Below are 18,352 nucleotides of genomic sequence, written 5' to 3' on the forward strand. Positions count from 1 at the left end.
CTTTGAAACTAGCACGTTATGATTCAACAAACTCTCGACCGATCAATTTCAGCACCGCGTTGGCGGCTTGTTTGTCAGCATCTTTACGGATCCAGTGATGCATTTCAGTAAAGCGTTCAAGCAGCGCACTGTTATCTGCAGCTAGCATCTTATCAACCGAAGGAAATAAGAAATCTGGATGACACTCTGCCAATATGTGCTCTTTAACGATTTCTTCGCCTGCCAAAATATTCGGCAGTGACACAAACTCGGTGATAGCCAGCTTCTTCACAATGTAGCCAGTCAACTTATTCACCTTGTAGCCTACAACCATTGGACGCTTAAGCAGCATGCACTCAAGAGCGACCGTGCCGGATGCCAATAGTACAGAGTCCGCTGCAGTGATCACGTTACGAGCTGTATCCTGCACAATGACAAAATCTAATTCTGGTGCTGTCGCCTTCCAAATCTCAGTAAACTGTTGCTTGCGAGTTTCATTAACAGCTGCCACCACGAAACCGATGTCTGGGTACTTTTGTTTGATACGTTTACAGGTTTCAATGAACGGTTGCGCGATAAGCTTCATTTCGCCACCACGACTGCCCGGTAGAACCGCTAACCACTGCTTGTCTTGCTCTAGGCCAAGCAGCTCTCGTGCTTCCGCTTGATTTGGCTCGAGTGGAATGGCATCTGCCAGTGTATGGCCCACAAACTCACAGGCAACGTTATATTTATCGTAGAACGCTTTTTCAAATGGTAGGAACGCCAGTACTAGGTCGGTTGCTTTATCGATCTTAAAAATACGTTTTGGACGCCATGCCCATACTGAAGGGCTAACGTAATGAACCGTTTTTATACCTGCGTTCTTAAGGTCTAGCTCTAATCTCAAATTAAAATCAGGGGCATCAATGCCTACGAACACATCTGGTGGATTCTGCGTGAAATATTTAACCAGCTCTGCTTTTACTTTTAGCAGACGAGGCAAGCGACCAAGTACTTCAACAAGGCCCATTACGGCAAGCTCTTCCATCTCAAACAAAGATTCACAGCCTAGCGCTTTCATTTTTGGCCCGCCAATACCAACAAATTCTGCATTCGGGTACTGAGCTTTTATCGCTTTAATAAAACCTTCGCCTAGCGTATCGCCAGAGAGCTCTCCGACAACAATGCCTACCCGCAGTGGCTCGTTGGAAACAAAGCCTGAGTTATTGGTTTGTGCTTCTTGCTGTGCCATAGTTTTCCAATTCCCTTCTCGCCTAAAACAAAAAAGATCGCCTTAAAAGTAGCGATCTTTTTTATATCAATCACACCTGGTATTAACGAATAATACCGCGCTCAGAGTTCTCTAGCATCTCTAGCATAGGCGCTACCGAAGCAAACTCTTCCGCCATTTCAACTAAAGCTGCTTTCGCTTCTTCAAGTGTTTTGCCAGAGCGGTAAAGCTCTTTGTACGCTTTTTGCAGTGCACGAATCTCTGGTTTCTCGAACCCGTTACGCTTCAGACCTACGAGGTTAAGGCCGAATGGTGCTGCATGGTTACCTTGTGCTAGTACATACGGAAGTACATCTTGAACAACGGCAGAGCAACCACCAATGTAGGCGTAAGCACCGATTGAACAGAACGGGTGAATCGCAGAAAGCGCCATAACACCAGCGTAATCGCCAACGGTTACGTGACCACCTAAGATCGCATTGTTACCAATGTGAGTGTGGTTACCAACAATAACGTCGTGCGCTACGTGAGCGTTAACACAAAGCAGGTTGTCATTACCGATCACTGTGGTTGCTTTATCTTGAACCGTACCACGGTGGATTTGAACCGCTTCACGAATCACGTTGCGATCACCGATCACAACCGTTGTGTCTTCACCACCGTACTTCTTGTCTTGGTTCTCTTCACCAATCACAGCGTGTGGGAAAATGCGGTTTTCTTTACCAATCGTGGTGTGACCTTTGATCACAACATGCGACATGATTTCTGTGTCGTCACCAATGGTTACATTACCAGCAATGTAAGTAAAAGGGCCAACTGTTACGTTTGCACCAATCGTTACATCACCTTCGATAACTGCAGCCGGGTGAATTTTTGCTGTTTCATGAATCATATTAAAACTCTCTACGAGCACATTTAAGTTCAGCTGAACATACTACTTCGCCGTCAACTTTCGCTACGCCGTTAAATGATGCGATACCACGACGCTCTTTTAGGAATTCAACTTCGATAACCAGCTGGTCACCAGGTACCACTGGCTTACGGAATTTCGCTTTATCAACACTTGCGAAGTAGTAAAGCTCGTTGCCAGAAGGTGCACCGAAAGATTTAAATGCAAGAAGGCCAGTTGCTTGCGCCATCGCTTCTAGGATCAACACACCTGGAAATACAGGAAGTTGAGGGAAGTGGCCAGTAAACTGAGGCTCGTTAACAGAAACATTCTTAATTGCAGTCAGTGTTTTTTCTTTTTCAAAGCTAGTCACACGATCAACCATTAAGAATGGGTAGCGATGAGGTAATAGTTCCTGAATTTCAGTAATGTTCATCGTTGTCTGTTCAGTAGTCAAAGTCGTATTCCTATATGTATTCTTTATTTAATTAGAAAGATTATAAACGAAAAAGACTCGCTGTACGCGAGCCTTTTATTAGAAATGCTGGAATTATGATTCCGCGCTCTTCTCGATAAGTTTTTCAACGGTTTTCAAACGCTTGTTCATTTCATCAATACGATGAACACGCGTTGCTGTTTTACGCCAATCTTTATTTGGCTGTAAAGGAATACCCGAGGAGTACATGCCTTTCTCAGTGATGCTGCGCATTACCATTCCCATACCGGTAATCGTAACGCCATCAGTGATCTCAATGTGACCATTGATTACACTGCCGCCACCAATAATACAGTACTTACCTATCGTCGTGCTGCCTGCGATGATAGTACCACCCGCAAGAGCAGAACCATATCCGATGTGAACGTTGTGTGCGATTTGCATTTGGTTATCAATGATAACGTTGTCTTCAATAACCGTATCATCTAACGCACCACGGTCGATCGTGGTACACGCACCGATCTCTACGCGATTACCAATGCGAACAGAACCAACTTGAGGGATCTTAACCCACTCGCCTTTCTCGTTCGCATAACCAAAGCCATCAGAACCAATCACAGTACTTGATTGAACTAAACAAGCTTCACCAATAACCACTTCATGATAAATGCTTACATTAGCCCACAGCTTAGTGCCAGCGCCAATCTTGGCGTTTTTACCGATAAAGCAACCCGCACCGATGATCACATCGTTACCAAGAACAACACCAGACTCAATCACAGCGTTCGCACCAATAGACACATTTTGCCCAAGTGTTGCATCGCTCGCAATCGAAGCTGAATCAGCAATATCCGCAGCCGGTGCTGGAGTAGTATCAAGCGCTTGAGCAACCTTAGCAAAAGCAACGTAAGGGTCACTGACCACAATCACGTTAGTCTTACACAGTTCGCGCTCACTCTCTTTAACCATAATCGCTGATGCTTTACAGTCACCTAGGTGCTTGCTGTACTTAACGTTAGAAAGGAACGTAATGTTACCTTCTTGCGCTTTATCCATAGGAGCAACAGCAGAAACGGTTACAGTACCGTCACCATGTAGCTCCCCCCCGGTAATGGTCGCCAATTCGGCTAAAGTCAGTGTATTCATAAAACTTATTTTAGTTCTTTAATTACTTTCTCAGAGATGTTGTATTCAGGCTTGCCGTATTGTAGCGCTTGAATATCAACGATCATGTCGTAGCCTTCTTTCTCTGCAACTTTCGTTACAGCATCTTGAATCACTTTGAATAGCTTCTGCTTCTCTTGCGCTTCGCGACGTTGGCTTGCTTTTTCTAGAGCTTGAGCTTTGATTTTGTACTTGCTATCTAGTTGACCAACTTCGATACGAAGCTTCTCAACTTCGTCTGGACCTAGTAGCTCGCCATCACGCTTGAGCTTTTCAATCTTAGTCTTAGCTTCCGCTTGAATGCTTTGCAGCTCAGCTGCTTTGTCTTTGAACTCTTCCTGCATTTTTTGAAGAACAACTTCACGCTGAGGTAGAGCCTGGAATACTTGTGCAGTGTTTACATAACCCACTTTTTGCGCAGCTTCAGCAGCTGTTGCAAAGAAAGAAGAGCTAAGAACTACAAGGCCTAAACCTGCTGCTTTAATCATATTTTTCAAAATATTGTCCTTTAAATATTAGAAAGTTCTACCAATGGTGAATGTGAAGAATTCCTCATCATCACCTTCGTAAATTTTAATTGGTTTCGCTAGAGAGAAAACCAGTGGGCCCATCGGTGACATCCATTGAAGAGCGGCACCATAAGATGAACGGTAATTCGTTGGATCAGAGTAATCGTAGTAGTACTGGCCGCCACTGTTAGGTGCGCCACGGTCTACGAACTCGGTATCCCATACACTTGCCATATCGAAGAAGACACTGGTACGAATTTGGCTACGTGCTTCATCAGAAGCAAACGGCGTAGGTACGATTAACTCTAAACTTGCCAAAGCAACCGCGTTACCACCTACTGAATCGTCAGTAGCGGTGTCGTAGGTTGGGTTGTTACCCGTGCTGCTGCCGTAAACGGCTTTTGGACCTGCCGAGTTAGAGCCAAAACCACGTAGGGTTGTAAAACCACCCGCATAGTAGTTCTCGTAGAATGGGAACAAGTTATCGTTACCATCCGTTTGACCATAACCATTACCATAGCCTAATCGGCCGCGCATCAATAGTGTGAACTCATGCTTTTTGGTCAGCGGGATGTAATGTTTTACATCGTACTGCATTTTGAAGTACTGAGCATCAGAGCCTGGTACCGTCATTTTAGCGAAAGCACGTTGGTGGTTACCCTCTGTTGGGAAGAAACCACGGTTCAAGTTGTTACGCGTCCAAGAGATATTGATATCGAAGTCATCAGTTAAGATGTGCTCGTCACCGTATTGGTCGATACTTCTCGCAAACTGTTCAACCTGGATATAGGTCGGTACGTTACCGATCTTGTTGTGCGTATAGCCAACACCGAACTCAATGCGGTTCAGCTCATCCATAGGGAAACCCCAGGTTAAGCTCGTACCATAACTTTGGTTGGTATAGTCGACGATACCCGCTTCAGACGCTTCAAACTCGTTGTAGAAGATCTTACCACCTAAGCTCACACCATCTAGGTTCCAGTATGGGTCACGGTAGTCTAAGCTCACGTTTTTTTGGTAATCGTTCATCATGGCACTTACGCCAACACGGTTACCTGAGCCCGCAAAGTTGTCTTGTTGAAGGCCAACTTGGAAACTCACACCAGATTCAGTACCGTAGCCGACACCAAAGTTGATGCTACCTGAGTTTGCTTCTTTAACGTTGTAAACCAAATCAACTTGGTCTTCGCTGCCTGGAACACGAACGGTTTGTACATCGACAGTTTCGAAGAAACCTAGACGGTTAAGACGGCTCTTACCAGTATCAATCGATTTAGAGTTAAGCCAGCTGCCTTCCATTTGACGCATTTCACGACGTAGCACTTCATCTTTTGTCGAGTTGTTACCTGTGAAACGAATATCACGCACGTAAATACGGCTACCCGCTTCTACGTTGATAACCAGTGAAACTTCTTTGGTCTCGTCATTGAACTCAGGAATCGTACGAACTTGTGGGTAAGCATAGCCTGATTCACCAAGAATACGTTTAACGCCTTCTTCTAGTGAAGTTACAGAAGAGCCGTTGTAAGTATCACCATCTTCAAATGGAACAAGTGCTTCAAAATCAGCTTCGCGGCCAATAAGCTCACCACGGAACGACACGTCTTTAACCGTGTAAGCTTCGCCTTCGTCTAAGCCAAGTGTGATGTAAACACCTTTCTTATCCGGAGAAATCGCTACCTGCGTAGAGTCAACCTTGAACTTCAAGTAACCACGGTCAAGGTAGTAAGATTTAAGCGCTTCGATATCACCAGCCAGTACTTGCTTCTGATATTTTTCATCAGCTAGGAAGTTCCACCAAGCCACATCTACATTGAGATTGAAGCGGCTAAGCAGTTCAGCATCAGTAAACACTTCGTTACCGATAAAGTTAATTTGCTGAATCTTAGCTGAAACGCCTTCAGTAAATACAAATTTAAGGTCAGAACGGTTACGTGGCAGAGGTGTTACAACCGCTTTTACTGTCGCGTTGTACTTACCAACACTGTAGTAAAAGTCCTCAAGACCTTTCTCAATATTACTTAGCGTAGTACGGTCAAGAGCTTCACCCTCACGAACACCTGATGCATCTAGGTTCTGCTGAAGTTGTTCTTCTTTAATCGCTTTATTGCCCGAGAAAGAGATACTTGCGATGGTTGGTCGTTCTTTCACTTGAACAATCAATACACCTTCATCGCGAAGGACTTTTACGTCTTCAAAGTTACCCGAAGCGTACAATGCACGGATGATCTCAGAAACATCGCTTTCATCTACTTCATCGCCAATACGTACTGGCATTTTCAGTAGAGCTGCACCAAGTGCAACACGCTGTAAACCTTCGATCTTGATATCTTGAACTACAAAGTTTTGTGCTCCGTTCGCCGCCACACTGGTGGCTAATAGACTTGCGAACAGAATTTGCTTAATCGCCATACTTATTCTAATTATTCCTTGCTACTACCAATGCCTGTGAGAAACCATTCACAGACGAGTAAAATCGTTAAATATTGCCAGAGCCATTAAAGAGAAGAGGATAGCCCCTCCCACTCTGTAACCCATCTCCTGAACTTTCTCAGGGACTGGTTTACGAGTAACGGCCTCAATAGCGAAAAAGAGCAAATGTCCGCCATCAAGCATAGGCAGCGGAACCAAATTAATAATACCCAAGTTAACACTTATCAAAGCCAAAAAGCCTAAGAAGTAAACCAAACCGTAGTCGGCGGTTGTACCTGCGCCTTTAGCAATTGAAATCGGGCCACTTAAGTTGTTTAAGCCAACATCACCCACGATGAGCTTCTTGAGCATAGTAAGCGTCAGACCAATGATTTGACCTGTTTTATCAAATGCTTTTCCTACAGACTCAATTACACCAAATTGTAACTCAAAGCGATAATCTTCTGGCCATTCTGCGACTTCCGGAGCAATACCCGCATAGCCGATTGTTGAACCATCAGAAAGCTCACGGCTTTTCGGTGTCATAACGAGTGATTGCTCACCGCCATTTCTTGATACGACAACATCTAATGGTGTCATTGGGTTTGAGCGAATTAACTCAACCACTGATTGCCACTGCTCAATTGGTTGACCATCAATTTCAACAATTTGGTCGCCCGCTTCTAGACCAGCAGAGTAAGCAGCACCATCATCAATCACTTGAGCCAGCACTGTCGAGATCTCTGGAGAGTATGGTCTAAAGCCAAGCGTTGTCATCGCAGATTCAGTTTCTGGGTTGAACGACCAGTCTGAAATATCCAACGTCAATTGCTGCTCAAAGCCGATATCGTCTTGCGAAGACACCGTTACTGTCATCGATTGATCACCAATATGCGATATCAAACCCATATTGACTGATTCCCAATCTGCGGTTTTGATTCCCGAAATAGATTTAAGTTCCATCCCAGTTTCAATTCCGGCTTGTGCAGCAATAGATTGTGGAGTTACCTCACCAATAACAGGCTTAACCGCCGGCACACCAATCAAAAATACTAACCAATATGCGAACACAGCAAAGATGAAGTTAAACGCTGGTCCAGCACCGACAATCGCGGTTCGCTTCCACAACGGCTTTTTATCAAACGCGTACTGCTGCTCGTCTTCTGATAGGTCATCGACACGACCATCGAGCATTTTTACGTAGCCGCCCAGTGGAATCACGGACAAGCTGTATTCTGTACCGTCACGGCCAACTTTGCTCCAGATTGATTTACCAAAACCAATCGAGAATTTTTCAACTTTTACACCACAACGACGAGCAACCCAGAAATGTCCAAACTCGTGAACCGCGACCAGAATGCCAAGCGCTATGATAAAAGATGCGAAGTTCCACAGAATTCCACTCATGCTAGCTGCTCTTTAATAAATTGAATGGCTATTTGACGAGACATATTATCTAGCTCAAGCAGGCTTTCCAAGCTATCTAAGCCTTCAGAGTTATGTTGTTCACATACTTTGCTCATAACATGCTCGTTAATGACAGCAATATCGGTAAATTTAACCTGATTGTTCAAGAAAGCATCGACCGCAATTTCGTTTGCTGCGTTAATCGCTGTCGTTGCATGCTGGCCTAAGTAACACGCTTCAATGGCTAATTTCAAACAAGGGTAGCGGTTGAAGTCAGGCTCTAAGAAAGTCAGTTCACCAACTTTGGTAAAATCCAACGGCTTAACACCCGCTTCAGTGCGCTGAGGGTACGACATCGTCAGTGCGATAGGTGTCGCCATATCTGGTTCACCCATTTGAGCAAGTACTGAACCATCCTTGTACTGAACCATAGAATGGATTACAGACTGAGGGTGGATAATCACCTTGAGCTGCTCTTGAGACGCATTAAATAGCCACTTCGCCTCAATGTACTCAAGACCTTTATTCATCATAGTCGCAGAATCGACAGAGATCTTAGGCCCCATAGACCAGTTAGGGTGTGCGATAGCGCGTTCAGGAGTCACGGATTCCAGTTCAGCGACATCGGTATAACGGAAAGGACCACCAGAGCCCGTTAGTAGGATATGGTTAATACCATTGGCTTCTAAATCACAGCGACCTAAATTAGTTTGCACGTTTTGTGGCAAGCATTGGAAGATAGCATTGTGTTCACTATCTACAGGAAGAAGTTCAGCACCGTACTTTTCCACTGCGTCGATAAACAGCTGTCCAGACATCACCAAGGCTTCTTTATTTGCTAGGAGAATACGCTTGCCCGCTTTGACTGCTGACATAGTAGGAAGCAGGCCTGCCGCACCAACAATCGCAGCCATCACCGTATCCACTTCATCCAAAGAAGCAACCTTGCACATGCCTTCTGAGCCTGAGAGTACTTGGACGTTAGGGTGATTGATAGATAAGGTGTCAGCAAGCTGAGATGCAGCATCAGGACAAGCCATAGCAACATAGCTTGGTTGCCACTTTTCTACTAACGCCAGCATCTTTTCAACATTCGAGCCAGCAGCCAGTGCAACGACTGAATAAAGGTCTGGGTTTTGCTCAACGACTTTTAGTGTACTTGCACCAATTGAGCCAGTTGCGCCTAGGATAGTTAGATTTCGCATCACATATGACCGTAGAAATGTAATAAAGGGCAGATTCACTGCCCTTTTAATTAGAATGCTAAGTAAAGCAGAGCAAAGACAGGGAATGCAGCCGTTAAGCTATCGATTCTATCGAGTATACCACCATGACCAGGAATCAGATTACTGCTGTCTTTAACCCCTGAAACACGCTTGAACATGCTTTCAACAAGGTCACCAAGAACAGAGATAACAACGGTCACAAGCGTAATCACAATCATGTGTAGCGGGCTTGAGAATTGGATATTGAACAAGTCAGCAAAAATCCAAGCCACAATCACCGCGGTGATGATACCGCCAATCAGGCCTTCAATTGTCTTGTTCGGGCTAACGGCCGGAGCCATTTTACGTTTACCAAAGCTCTTTCCTGCAAAATAAGCACCGCTGTCTGCAGCCCACACAAGCAAGCAAACAAACATCACCAATTTCGCACCGTGGTAAGGGTCTACATCAATACCATTAGCACGCAGGATAACCACACTCCAGAAAAATGGTAGCAGAGTCAGCACACCAAAGGCGTGACGAAGAAGAGAGGAATCTTTCCATGCAGGCATAGACTTAGGATAAGTCACAGCCATACCACTCGCGATTACCCACCAAATCGAGCCAATCGTTAGAATGGCGTAGTGAGCACTCGATAAATTATTGAGACTAAATGCATCAAAAGGGATAAAAGCAAAACTTGCAGCACTTACCACAACCGTAGGAATCAACGCTAGATAACGCGATTTGCTTTCAACAAATTGAGTCCACTCCCAGTATCCCAATAGCGAAATAACCGCTAATGAAAGAATAAACGTAGGAAGTGATAACTCGAAAATTCCCAGAATAACTAGAGGAGCCAAAATCAACGCCGTAATAATTCGTTGTTTCAAACCAAAAAATCCTTATTAACTGTCCATCAGAGCTTTAATTTGCTCACCGGTGCATCCAAAACGACGCTCACGGTTAACAAACCAAGTCACAGCTTCTACTAAGCTGTCTTCATTAAAGTCTGGCCAGAATTGTTCAGTGAAATACATTTCGGCGTAAGCCAACTGCCAAAGCATAAAATTACTAATGCGGCATTCGCCACTGGTACGGATAAGTAGATCAACCTCAGGAATATCTGCCATAGTCAGGTGCTGTGTAATCATAGCTTCATCAATGTCATCTACATTAATATCGCCAGACTTTACCTGTTGAGCAATAGAGGTCATTGCTTGTTGGATATCCCACTTACCGCCGTAGTTAGCTGCAATATTAATAACCATACCGGTATTGGTGCTAGTCAAAGCTTCCGCTTCTTCGATTTTCTTTTGTAGTCGATCATTAAAACGACTTTTATCACCAATAACACGAAGTTGTAGATTATTTTTATGGAGCTTTTTCACTTCACTTGAAAGCACGGAGATAAAGAGTTCCATCAAAATACCCACTTCTTCCTCTGGTCGGCGCCAGTTCTCACTACTGAATGCGAAAAGTGTAACGGCTTTGATGCCGAGTCTGGCAGCAGAAGAGATGGTTTTGCGAACGGCTTGAACACCGTTTTTATGACCAAAGACGCGAGGCTTGCCCTGAGCTTTTGCCCAGCGACCATTACCGTCCATAATGACAGCAATGTGTTTAGGAAGAGAGTCTGTGAACGCTTGAGAATTATGCATAAAAGAGTGAATCAAATTCTAATAGTCGAACAGAGTAGCATAAAAAAACGCTGAACAGTGAGTACAGCGTTTTTCCGGAAAGAAAAGAATATGGAAAATTAAACTTCCATCAACTCTTTTTCTTTAGTTGCTAGAACTTCGTCTACGTTCTTAACCGCAGCGTCAGTTAGCTTTTGAATTTCGTCTTGTGCTTTACGATCTTCATCTTCAGAGATTTCTTTATCTTTAAGAAGTGCTTTTAGATCGCCATTCGCGTCACGACGGATGTTACGGATAGCAACACGGCCACCTTCAGCTTCGCCACGAACGATTTTAACTAGGTCTTTACGACGCTCTTCTGTTAGCGGTGGAAGTGGAACACGGATAACCGTACCCGCAGACATAGGGTTTAGACCTAGGTCAGATGTCATGATCGCTTTTTCAACTAGAGGCGTTAGCGTTTTATCAAACACTGTGATTGCTAGAGTACGTGCGTCTTCAGCAATAACGTTAGCAACTTGAGTCAAAGGCGTTGGTGCACCGTAGTACTCTACTGTAAGGCCAGAAAGTAGGCTTGGGTGTGCACGACCTGTACGAATCTTTTGCAGGCTGTTTCTTAGTGCATCAACACTTTTTTCCATGCGCTCTTGAGCGTCTTTTTTGATTTCGTTAATCACAATTTCACCTTGATTATGTTCTTTCTTCAAGAAAGCTTTTTATTTGGAGTGATAAGGATAAAGCTTACCAGAGTATAGCCCCCAGTAAGCCCGAAAAATTAGTCAGCGTCGCTGATTAATGTACCTTCAGTTTCACCCATAACCACGCGACGTAGTGCGCCTGGCTTATTCATGTTAAATACACGGATTGGCATTTTGTGATCACGTGCTAGCGTAAATGCAGCCAAGTCCATTACTTTAAGCTCTTTCTCAAGAACTGTGTTGTAAGACAAAGTATCATACAGCTCTGCGTCTGGGTTTGCTACTGGGTCAGCAGTAAATACACCATCTACTTTTGTCGCTTTTAGAACTACGTCAGCTTCGATTTCGATACCACGTAGACATGCAGCAGAGTCAGTAGTGAAGAATGGGTTACCAGTACCAGCAGAGAAGATCACAACGCGACCTTGACGTAGTTGGCTGATTGCATCTGCCCAGTTGTAATCGTCACACACGCCTTTTAGAGGAATTGCAGACATTACACGTGCGTTTACGTAAGCACGGTGCAGCGCGTCACGCATAGCAAGGCCGTTCATTACTGTTGCAAGCATACCCATGTGGTCACCAACAACGCGGTTCATGCCGGCTTCAGCAAGACCAGCACCACGGAACAAGTTACCGCCACCGATAACAACACCAACTTGAACGCCTAGTTCAACCAATTCTTTTACTTCTTGAGCCATACGATCAAGGATCGTTGGGTCAATACCAAAACCTTCTTCGCCTTGTAGCGCTTCACCGCTAAGTTTTAACAGAATACGTTGATACGCTGGTTTAGGGTTCGTAGTCATGGAGTTTACCTTCCAAAGAGTTGATGATTAACAGTCATGGATAAAAACTGAGTAAGTCAGTTTGCATTCATAACCACTAACGTTGCCTTCAAAAATAGTTCACTATTCATAAAAAGACCGCAGCATTTGCCACGGTCTTTTTTCAAACAATACGCTAAGGATTAACCTTTTTGTACCGCTGCAACTTCGTCAGCGAAGCTCATTTCAGCAGCTTTCTCGATACCTTCACCAACTTCTAGACGTACGAAGTTAGATACTGCAGCGCCTTTTTCTTTAAGGATTTCGCCAACAGTTTTCTTAGGTTCCATGATGAAAGCTTGACCTGTTAGAGAGATTTCGCCCGTGAATTTCTTCATACGGCCGATAACCATTTTCTCAGCGATCTCTTGAGGCTTGCCTTCGTTCATAGCGATTTCAACTTGAACTTCTTTCTCTTTAGCAACTACGTCTGCTGGGACGTCTTCTGGGTTAACAAACTCAGGACGAGAAGCAGCAACGTGCATAGCAACGTGCTTAAGAGTTTCAGCTTCGCCTTCACCAGCTACAACAACACCGATTTTCTCACCGTGACGGTAAGAAGCTAGTGCAGCACCTTCAACGTAAGCTACGCGACGGATGTTGATGTTTTCGCCGATTTTAGCAACTAGAGCAACGCGAGTTTCTTCGAACTGTGCTTGTAGCTCTTCTACAGAAGCTTTAGAAGCTACTGCTGCAGCTGCAACTTCTTCTGCAAACGCAGTGAAGCTAGCATCTTTTGCTACGAAGTCAGTTTGGCAGTTAACTTCAAGAAGAACAGCTACACCGTTCTCTTCTTTGATGATGATTGCGCCTTCAGCAGCAACGTTACCAGCTTTCTTAGCTGCTTTCGCTGCGCCAGATTTACGCATGTTTTCAATTGCTAGTTCGATGTCAGCGTTTGCTTCTACAAGCGCTTTCTTACATTCCATCATGCCAGCGCCAGTGCGCTCGCGAAGTTCTTTAACTAGAGCAGCAGTTACAGTTGCCATTCTCTATTCCTCGGTTGATTCGAAAATAAGGTAAAAATCAGGGGCCAAAATGAGGCCCCCGATCTAACTATAACTTAGCTTACATTTAATAAAGATTTCAAAATCTATATTAGCTAAGCCAAGCGTGATTCAGAGCCGCTATTATTCAGCTTCTACAAAACCATCTTTTTCAGCAGCTACAGCAGCAACGTCTTTGTTACGACCTTCTTTAACCGCGTCTGCAGCAGCGTTTAGGTAAAGCTGTACTGCACGGATTGCATCGTCGTTACCTGGGATAACGAAGTCAACGCCGTCTGGGTTAGAGTTAGTATCAACTACAGCGTAAACTGGGATACCTAGGTTGTTTGCTTCTTTAACTGCGATGTGTTCGTGATCAGCATCGATTACGAATAGAGCGTCTGGTAGGCCGCCCATGTTCTTGATACCACCAAGAGACTTCTCTAGCTTCTCCATTTCACGAGTGCGCATTAGAGCTTCTTTCTTAGTTAGCTTGTCGAAAGTACCGTCTTGAGCTTGCGCTTCAAGTTCTTTCAGACGCTTGATAGACTGACGAACAGTTTTGTAGTTCGTTAGCATACCGCCTAACCAGCGGTTGTTAACGTAGAACTGGTTGCTGTTTACAGCAGCTTCTTTAACAGCTTCAGATGCAGCGCGCTTAGTACCAACGAAAAGAACTTTACCTTTCTTCTCACCAACTTTAGCGATTTCCGCTAGAGCTTCGTTGAACATTGGTACAGTTTTTTCTAGGTTGATGATATGTACTTTGTTACGAGCACCAAAGATGAATGGCTTCATTTTTGGGTTCCAGTAACGAGTTTGGTGACCGAAGTGAACACCAGCTTTAAGCATATCGCGCATTGATACAGTTGCCATTTTAAAATCCTCTATGGGGTTAGGCCTCCACATCCCCCATGAATCCGACCCCTAACAACTAACCACTTTTCAGCCGTTATCTGTGTTGTTGAAGCACCCCGGAACATGTGACGGAATGTGTGTGATTTAAAGATATAAGTTAGTGGATACCAAAGCCTGTTTCGCCAGTTGGAGAAAACAGTCCTGATGTCCGGCGCGCTTTATACCATATTTTGTCTATCTATGGCTAGAAAAAAATCGAAAAATGGCGACTGCTATACTGATCTCTAAAGGTAAATTTCCTCTATAAAATAGTGTCTATATCAAGCGGCTTCTGCATCTGTTAGCCGAACATTATTTAATCACGTTAACAGTATCCTCCAGTATTGTACGGACATGGTAATGTTGCGCTAAATTGCTGCACTGATAGAATAGCCCCAATATGCACACTTAGGTGCTACCAAATTAAGAGATATGCAATGGCTGTAAAAATTAAAACTGCTGAAGAAATTGAAAAAATGCGCGTCGCCGGCAAACTGGCTGCTGAAATTCTAGAGATGATCGAACCTCACATCCAAGTAGGTACGACGACAGAAGAGCTAAACCAAATCTGTCATGACTACGCTCTAGAAAGAGGCGCATACTCAGCACCACTTGATTACCACGGTTTCCCTAAGTCTATCTGTACGTCTATCAACCACATCGTGTGTCACGGTATTCCGGCATCACAAGACGAAACTGGTAGCACAGGTCAATTTAAGCCTGCTGTACTTAAAGATGGCGACATCCTTAACGTAGATATCACGGTAATCATCCCTGACGACGAAAATGCAGATCTAAGCACTCGTCCTCAAGGCTACCACGGTGACACGTCTAAGATGTTCCTTGTGGGTGAAGTTTCACCAGCAAACAAGCGTCTATGTATGGTTGCTCAAGAAGCACTTTACGAAGGTATGCGCCAAGTTAAGCCAGGCGTTCAACTTGGCCAAATCGGTACCGCTATCGAGAAGTACATCAAAACAAACAACAAGAACAACCCACGTGCGAAGTTCTCTATTGTTAAAGATTACTGTGGCCACGGTATCGGTTCTGAGTTCCACGAAGATCCACAAGTCGTACACTACAAAAACAACGATCGCACAGTACTGAAAGCGGGCATGTGTTTCACTATCGAGCCAATGATCAACGCAGGCAAGTTTGGCTGCCGTCTTGATGATCAAGATAGCTGGACAGTGTACACAGCAGACAGCAAGAACTCGGCTCAATGGGAGCACACTCTAGTCGTAACAGACACCGGTTGTGAAGTTCTAACACTGCGTAGCGATGATACTATCCCACGTATCATGAAAAACGCTTAGTTCACTCAGCTAAACGCATCAAACCTTTAAAATATCCTCGCATTGTCGAGGATATTTTTTTATCCGCTCAATTTCGATTTTCCACCAGCTTCTGGTAGATTGTTTAATATTCTCATTTGCTTGCACGGATAGCAGACTATGCCTTATCAATGCCCTCTTACGTTCAATGACGAACAAATTGAAATCTGCGAATTAAAAAATCAGCTCGAGATCTTCACGCAGTACCAAAAAAATGAATTTCTAAACCATCATCCTGTCACGGACTTGGTATTGCTCCGCTCTGAATACATGGACTTGTTGCTCAGACGATTATGGGAGCACTTTGGTTTTAGTAACCTGCCTCATATCTCGTTGGTTGCTGTGGGTGGCTATGGTCGTGGTGAATTACACCCGCTTTCGGACATTGATATCTTAATCGTATCTCAAAAAACACTACCACCAGCCCTCGGTGAAAAAGTCAGTCAGTTCATTACCTTACTATGGGATTTAAGGCTCGAAGTTGGCCACGCTGTGCGTACCATTGCAGAATGTATTGATATTGGTATCGATGATCTGACCGTAGCAACTAACCTTCAAGAATCACGCTTACTGTGTGGCAGTGAGGATACCTTTCAAGAACTTAAGCTGAAGATTCATTCCGATTCATTTTGGCCTAGTGAGACCTTCTACAAGGCAAAGATTCAAGAACAGAGAGAGCGTCATGCGCGCTATCACGATACCACTTACAACCTTGAACCCGACATCAAATCGACGCCAGGAGGCCTACGAGACATCCATACCCTGAGCTGGGTGGCACGCCGCCACTTCGGTGCGACCTCTTTACTTGAAATGAGCAAGTACGGCTTCCTTACTGATGCTGAGTATCGTGAGCTTGTGGAATGCCAAGACTTCTTGTGGCGCGTTCGCTTCGCACTGCATATTGAGCTGCGTCGCTACGACAATCGTCTGACGTTTGCCCATCAAGCACAAGTCGCTGAACACCTTGGCTACACAGGCGAAGGTAACCGTGGCGTCGAGATGATGATGAAGGAGTTTTATCGAACCCTTCGCCGCGTAGCAGAGCTCAACAAAATGCTGCTCAAGCTATTCGACCAAGCGATCATTAATGGTGGTGAGACAGAAGAAGCTGAAATTCTCGATAATGACTTCCAACGCCGAGGCTCATTGATAGAAGCGCGCAAGCCTGCCCTATTCCAGGCGAGGCCGGAAACCATTCTCGATATGTTTATCCATATCGCCAATGACTCATCCATCGAAGGCGTTAGCCCTCCAACATTACGACAACTGCGTACGGCACGTCGCAGGCTTAACCGCTTCCTGCATACTATCCCAGAAGCGCGTGAGAAGTTTATGACTCTGGTTCGCCACCCCAATGCATTGCACAAAGCGTTTAGCTTGATGCACAAATTGGGCGTGCTTTCAGCGTATCTACCGCAGTGGAGCCAGATCGTCGGCCAGATGCAATTCGACCTATTCCATGTTTACACCGTGGATGAGCACAGTATTCGACTGCTCAAGCACATCAATCGCTTTGGTCAAATTGAAAACCACGATAAGCACCCTATCTGTTGTGAAGTCTACCCACGAGTGCAAAAAAAAGAGCTGCTGATCCTAGCCGCTATCTTCCACGACATCGGTAAAGGCCGTGGCGGTGATCACTCAGAGATTGGTGCGGTCGAAGCGTACTCTTTCTGTATTGAGCATGGCTTATCAAAACCAGAAGCCAAGCAAGTGGCATGGCTAGTACAAAACCACTTGTTGATGTCTGTTACTGCTCAACGTCGCGATATCTACGACCCAGATGTGATAACCGAATTCGCCAAAAAGGTCCGTGACGAAGAATCACTTGAGCTGCTGGTTTGCCTAACCGTCGCCGACATCTGCGCAACCAACCCAGAACTATGGAACAGTTGGAAACGAACTCTACTCGCAGAGTTATTCCACTCAACTCAGCGTGCGCTGCGCCGCGGCTTGGAAAACCCAGTCGACGTTCGAGACCGTATTCGTCACAACCAACAAATGGCATCCGCACTGCTGCGTAAAGAAGGCTTCACCGCTCGTGAAATTGAAGTGTTGTGGCAACGCTTTAAAGCCGATTACTTCTTGCGTCATACCCACAAGCAGATTGCATGGCATTGTGAACATCTACTACGCCTGGAAGATCCAAGCCAGCCTTTGGTTTTGATCAGCAAAAAAGCGACACGAGGCGGAACAGAAGTATTTGTTTACTGCAAAGACCAAGCGGCACTATTTGCCACCGTGGTTGCCGAGCTCGACAGACGTAACTTCAACGTTCATGACGCTCAGGTTATGGCGAGCAAAGATGGTCATGTTCTGGATACCTTTATCGTGCTAGATCAACATGGCAAGGCAATTGACGAAGCAAGACATAAAGCTGTCGCAAAACATCTGACCCATGTTTTGGCAGATGGCCGTCCAACGAAGATTAAGACACGTCGCACCCCGCGTAACCTACAGCACTTTAAGGTAAAAACTCTGGTTGAGTTCTTACCAACCAAGAGTAAAAAACGCACCTTGATGGAACTAAGAGCGCTCGATACTCCAGGGCTCCTAGCACAAGTTGGGGCAACCTTCGCAGAGCTGGGTATTAATCTGCATGGCGCTAAAATTACTACCATTGGCGAACGTGCAGAGGATTTGTTTATTCTGACCAGTGACACAGGTGGACGACTTTCTGAAGAGCAAGAACAGGCGCTCAGAGAGAGGCTAACCGAGCATGTTTCGGAGCTTGCGCCTTAGAACACGAATGGAGC

At 45.0% G+C, this 18,352-nt stretch carries 16 protein-coding genes; 2 read left to right on the forward strand and 14 right to left on the reverse strand.

What is annotated here, in order from left to right; genetic code table 11:
- Nucleotides 1-16 precede the first annotated feature (16 nt).
- From lpxB to rpsB, 14 genes are all read right to left on the reverse strand, one after another.
- Nucleotides 17-1,213: a lipid-A-disaccharide synthase gene (gene lpxB / locus OH460_RS06010; protein ID WP_269995932.1), complete on the reverse strand. Its 1,197-nt coding sequence runs from the start codon at nt 1,211-1,213 to the stop codon at nt 17-19.
- A gap of 82 nt (nt 1,214-1,295) precedes the next feature.
- Nucleotides 1,296-2,084 (reverse strand): acyl-ACP--UDP-N-acetylglucosamine O-acyltransferase, encoded by a 789-nt coding sequence (lpxA, locus tag OH460_RS06015; RefSeq protein ID WP_269995935.1) that lies wholly within the window; start codon nt 2,082-2,084, stop codon nt 1,296-1,298.
- 1 nt (nt 2,085) lies between these two features.
- Nucleotides 2,086-2,538, reverse strand: a complete 453-nt coding sequence (fabZ, locus tag OH460_RS06020) for a 3-hydroxyacyl-ACP dehydratase FabZ (protein WP_004738598.1) — start codon at nt 2,536-2,538, stop codon at nt 2,086-2,088.
- A gap of 93 nt (nt 2,539-2,631) precedes the next feature.
- Nucleotides 2,632-3,663: a UDP-3-O-(3-hydroxymyristoyl)glucosamine N-acyltransferase gene (gene lpxD / locus OH460_RS06025; protein ID WP_269995938.1), complete on the reverse strand. Its 1,032-nt coding sequence runs from the start codon at nt 3,661-3,663 to the stop codon at nt 2,632-2,634.
- Between the two features lie 5 nt (nt 3,664-3,668).
- Nucleotides 3,669-4,169: an OmpH family outer membrane protein gene (locus tag OH460_RS06030; protein WP_008224002.1), complete on the reverse strand. Its 501-nt coding sequence runs from the start codon at nt 4,167-4,169 to the stop codon at nt 3,669-3,671.
- A 27-nt stretch (nt 4,170-4,196) separates the two neighbouring features.
- Nucleotides 4,197-6,602, reverse strand: coding sequence for an outer membrane protein assembly factor BamA (gene bamA / locus OH460_RS06035; protein WP_061032607.1), 2,406 nt, complete (start codon nt 6,600-6,602; stop codon nt 4,197-4,199).
- Nucleotides 6,603-6,650: 48 nt separating this feature from the next.
- Nucleotides 6,651-8,009: a sigma E protease regulator RseP gene (gene rseP / locus OH460_RS06040; protein WP_008223998.1), complete on the reverse strand. Its 1,359-nt coding sequence runs from the start codon at nt 8,007-8,009 to the stop codon at nt 6,651-6,653.
- The gene (gene ispC, locus OH460_RS06045) at nt 8,006-9,214 is read right to left on the reverse strand and encodes a 1-deoxy-D-xylulose-5-phosphate reductoisomerase (RefSeq protein ID WP_269995943.1); all 1,209 of its coding nucleotides are present in this window, start codon (nt 9,212-9,214) and stop codon (nt 8,006-8,008) included. The genes rseP and ispC overlap by 4 nt, the downstream gene beginning before the upstream one ends.
- Nucleotides 9,215-9,264: 50 nt before the next feature.
- Nucleotides 9,265-10,107, reverse strand: coding sequence for a phosphatidate cytidylyltransferase (locus OH460_RS06050; protein WP_269995945.1), 843 nt, complete (start codon nt 10,105-10,107; stop codon nt 9,265-9,267).
- A 15-nt stretch (nt 10,108-10,122) separates the two neighbouring features.
- On the reverse strand, nt 10,123-10,875 hold the full coding sequence (locus OH460_RS06055; RefSeq protein WP_269995947.1) for an isoprenyl transferase: 753 nt from the start codon (nt 10,873-10,875) through the stop codon (nt 10,123-10,125).
- Between the two features lie 98 nt (nt 10,876-10,973).
- Nucleotides 10,974-11,531, reverse strand: coding sequence for a ribosome recycling factor (gene frr / locus OH460_RS06060; protein ID WP_004738588.1), 558 nt, complete (start codon nt 11,529-11,531; stop codon nt 10,974-10,976).
- Between the two features lie 98 nt (nt 11,532-11,629).
- Complete coding sequence (pyrH, locus tag OH460_RS06065; RefSeq protein WP_004738586.1) at nt 11,630-12,361, reverse strand: UMP kinase; 732 nt, start codon at nt 12,359-12,361, stop codon at nt 11,630-11,632.
- 161 nt (nt 12,362-12,522) lie between these two features.
- A complete protein-coding gene (tsf, locus tag OH460_RS06070; protein WP_017063361.1) occupies nt 12,523-13,368 on the reverse strand; it encodes a translation elongation factor Ts in 846 nt (281 codons plus the stop codon).
- 141 nt (nt 13,369-13,509) lie between these two features.
- On the reverse strand, nt 13,510-14,241 hold the full coding sequence (gene rpsB / locus OH460_RS06075; protein WP_032546326.1) for a 30S ribosomal protein S2: 732 nt from the start codon (nt 14,239-14,241) through the stop codon (nt 13,510-13,512).
- 458 nt (nt 14,242-14,699) lie between these two features.
- Between rpsB and map the strand changes: the two genes are divergently transcribed.
- Both map and glnD read left to right on the forward strand, forming a co-directional pair.
- On the forward strand, nt 14,700-15,578 hold the full coding sequence (gene map, locus OH460_RS06080) for a type I methionyl aminopeptidase (protein ID WP_008224626.1): 879 nt from the start codon (nt 14,700-14,702) through the stop codon (nt 15,576-15,578).
- A gap of 138 nt (nt 15,579-15,716) precedes the next feature.
- Nucleotides 15,717-18,338, forward strand: a complete 2,622-nt coding sequence (glnD, locus tag OH460_RS06085) for a bifunctional uridylyltransferase/uridylyl-removing protein GlnD (protein WP_186171182.1) — start codon at nt 15,717-15,719, stop codon at nt 18,336-18,338.
- The last annotated feature ends 14 nt before the right edge of the window (nt 18,339-18,352 follow it).

The sequence above is a fragment of the Vibrio sp. Makdt genome (assembly GCF_027587015.1).
Taxonomy (GTDB): domain Bacteria; phylum Pseudomonadota; class Gammaproteobacteria; order Enterobacterales; family Vibrionaceae; genus Vibrio; species Vibrio chagasii_B.

Bases quoted from the DNA above. Each gene is read 5' to 3' on its own strand.
- lpxB (WP_269995932.1), bottom strand. From the start codon at position 1,213: ATGGCACAGCAAGAAGCACAAACCAATAACTCAGGCTTTGTTTCCAAC.
- lpxA (WP_269995935.1), bottom strand. From the start codon at position 2,084: ATGATTCATGAAACAGCAAAAATTCACCCGGCTGCAGTTATCGAAGGT.
- lpxD (WP_269995938.1), bottom strand. From the start codon at position 3,663: ATGAATACACTGACTTTAGCCGAATTGGCGACCATTACCGGGGGGGAG.
- OH460_RS06030 (WP_008224002.1), bottom strand. From the start codon at position 4,169: ATGATTAAAGCAGCAGGTTTAGGCCTTGTAGTTCTTAGCTCTTCTTTC.
- bamA (WP_061032607.1), bottom strand. From the start codon at position 6,602: ATGGCGATTAAGCAAATTCTGTTCGCAAGTCTATTAGCCACCAGTGTG.
- rseP (WP_008223998.1), bottom strand. From the start codon at position 8,009: ATGAGTGGAATTCTGTGGAACTTCGCATCTTTTATCATAGCGCTTGGC.
- ispC (WP_269995943.1), bottom strand. From the start codon at position 9,214: ATGCGAAATCTAACTATCCTAGGCGCAACTGGCTCAATTGGTGCAAGT.
- OH460_RS06055 (WP_269995947.1), bottom strand. From the start codon at position 10,875: ATGCATAATTCTCAAGCGTTCACAGACTCTCTTCCTAAACACATTGCT.
- pyrH (WP_004738586.1), bottom strand. From the start codon at position 12,361: ATGACTACGAACCCTAAACCAGCGTATCAACGTATTCTGTTAAAACTT.
- tsf (WP_017063361.1), bottom strand. From the start codon at position 13,368: ATGGCAACTGTAACTGCTGCTCTAGTTAAAGAACTTCGCGAGCGCACT.
- rpsB (WP_032546326.1), bottom strand. From the start codon at position 14,241: ATGGCAACTGTATCAATGCGCGATATGCTTAAAGCTGGTGTTCACTTC.
- map (WP_008224626.1), top strand. From the start codon at position 14,700: ATGGCTGTAAAAATTAAAACTGCTGAAGAAATTGAAAAAATGCGCGTC.
- glnD (WP_186171182.1), top strand. From the start codon at position 15,717: ATGCCTTATCAATGCCCTCTTACGTTCAATGACGAACAAATTGAAATC.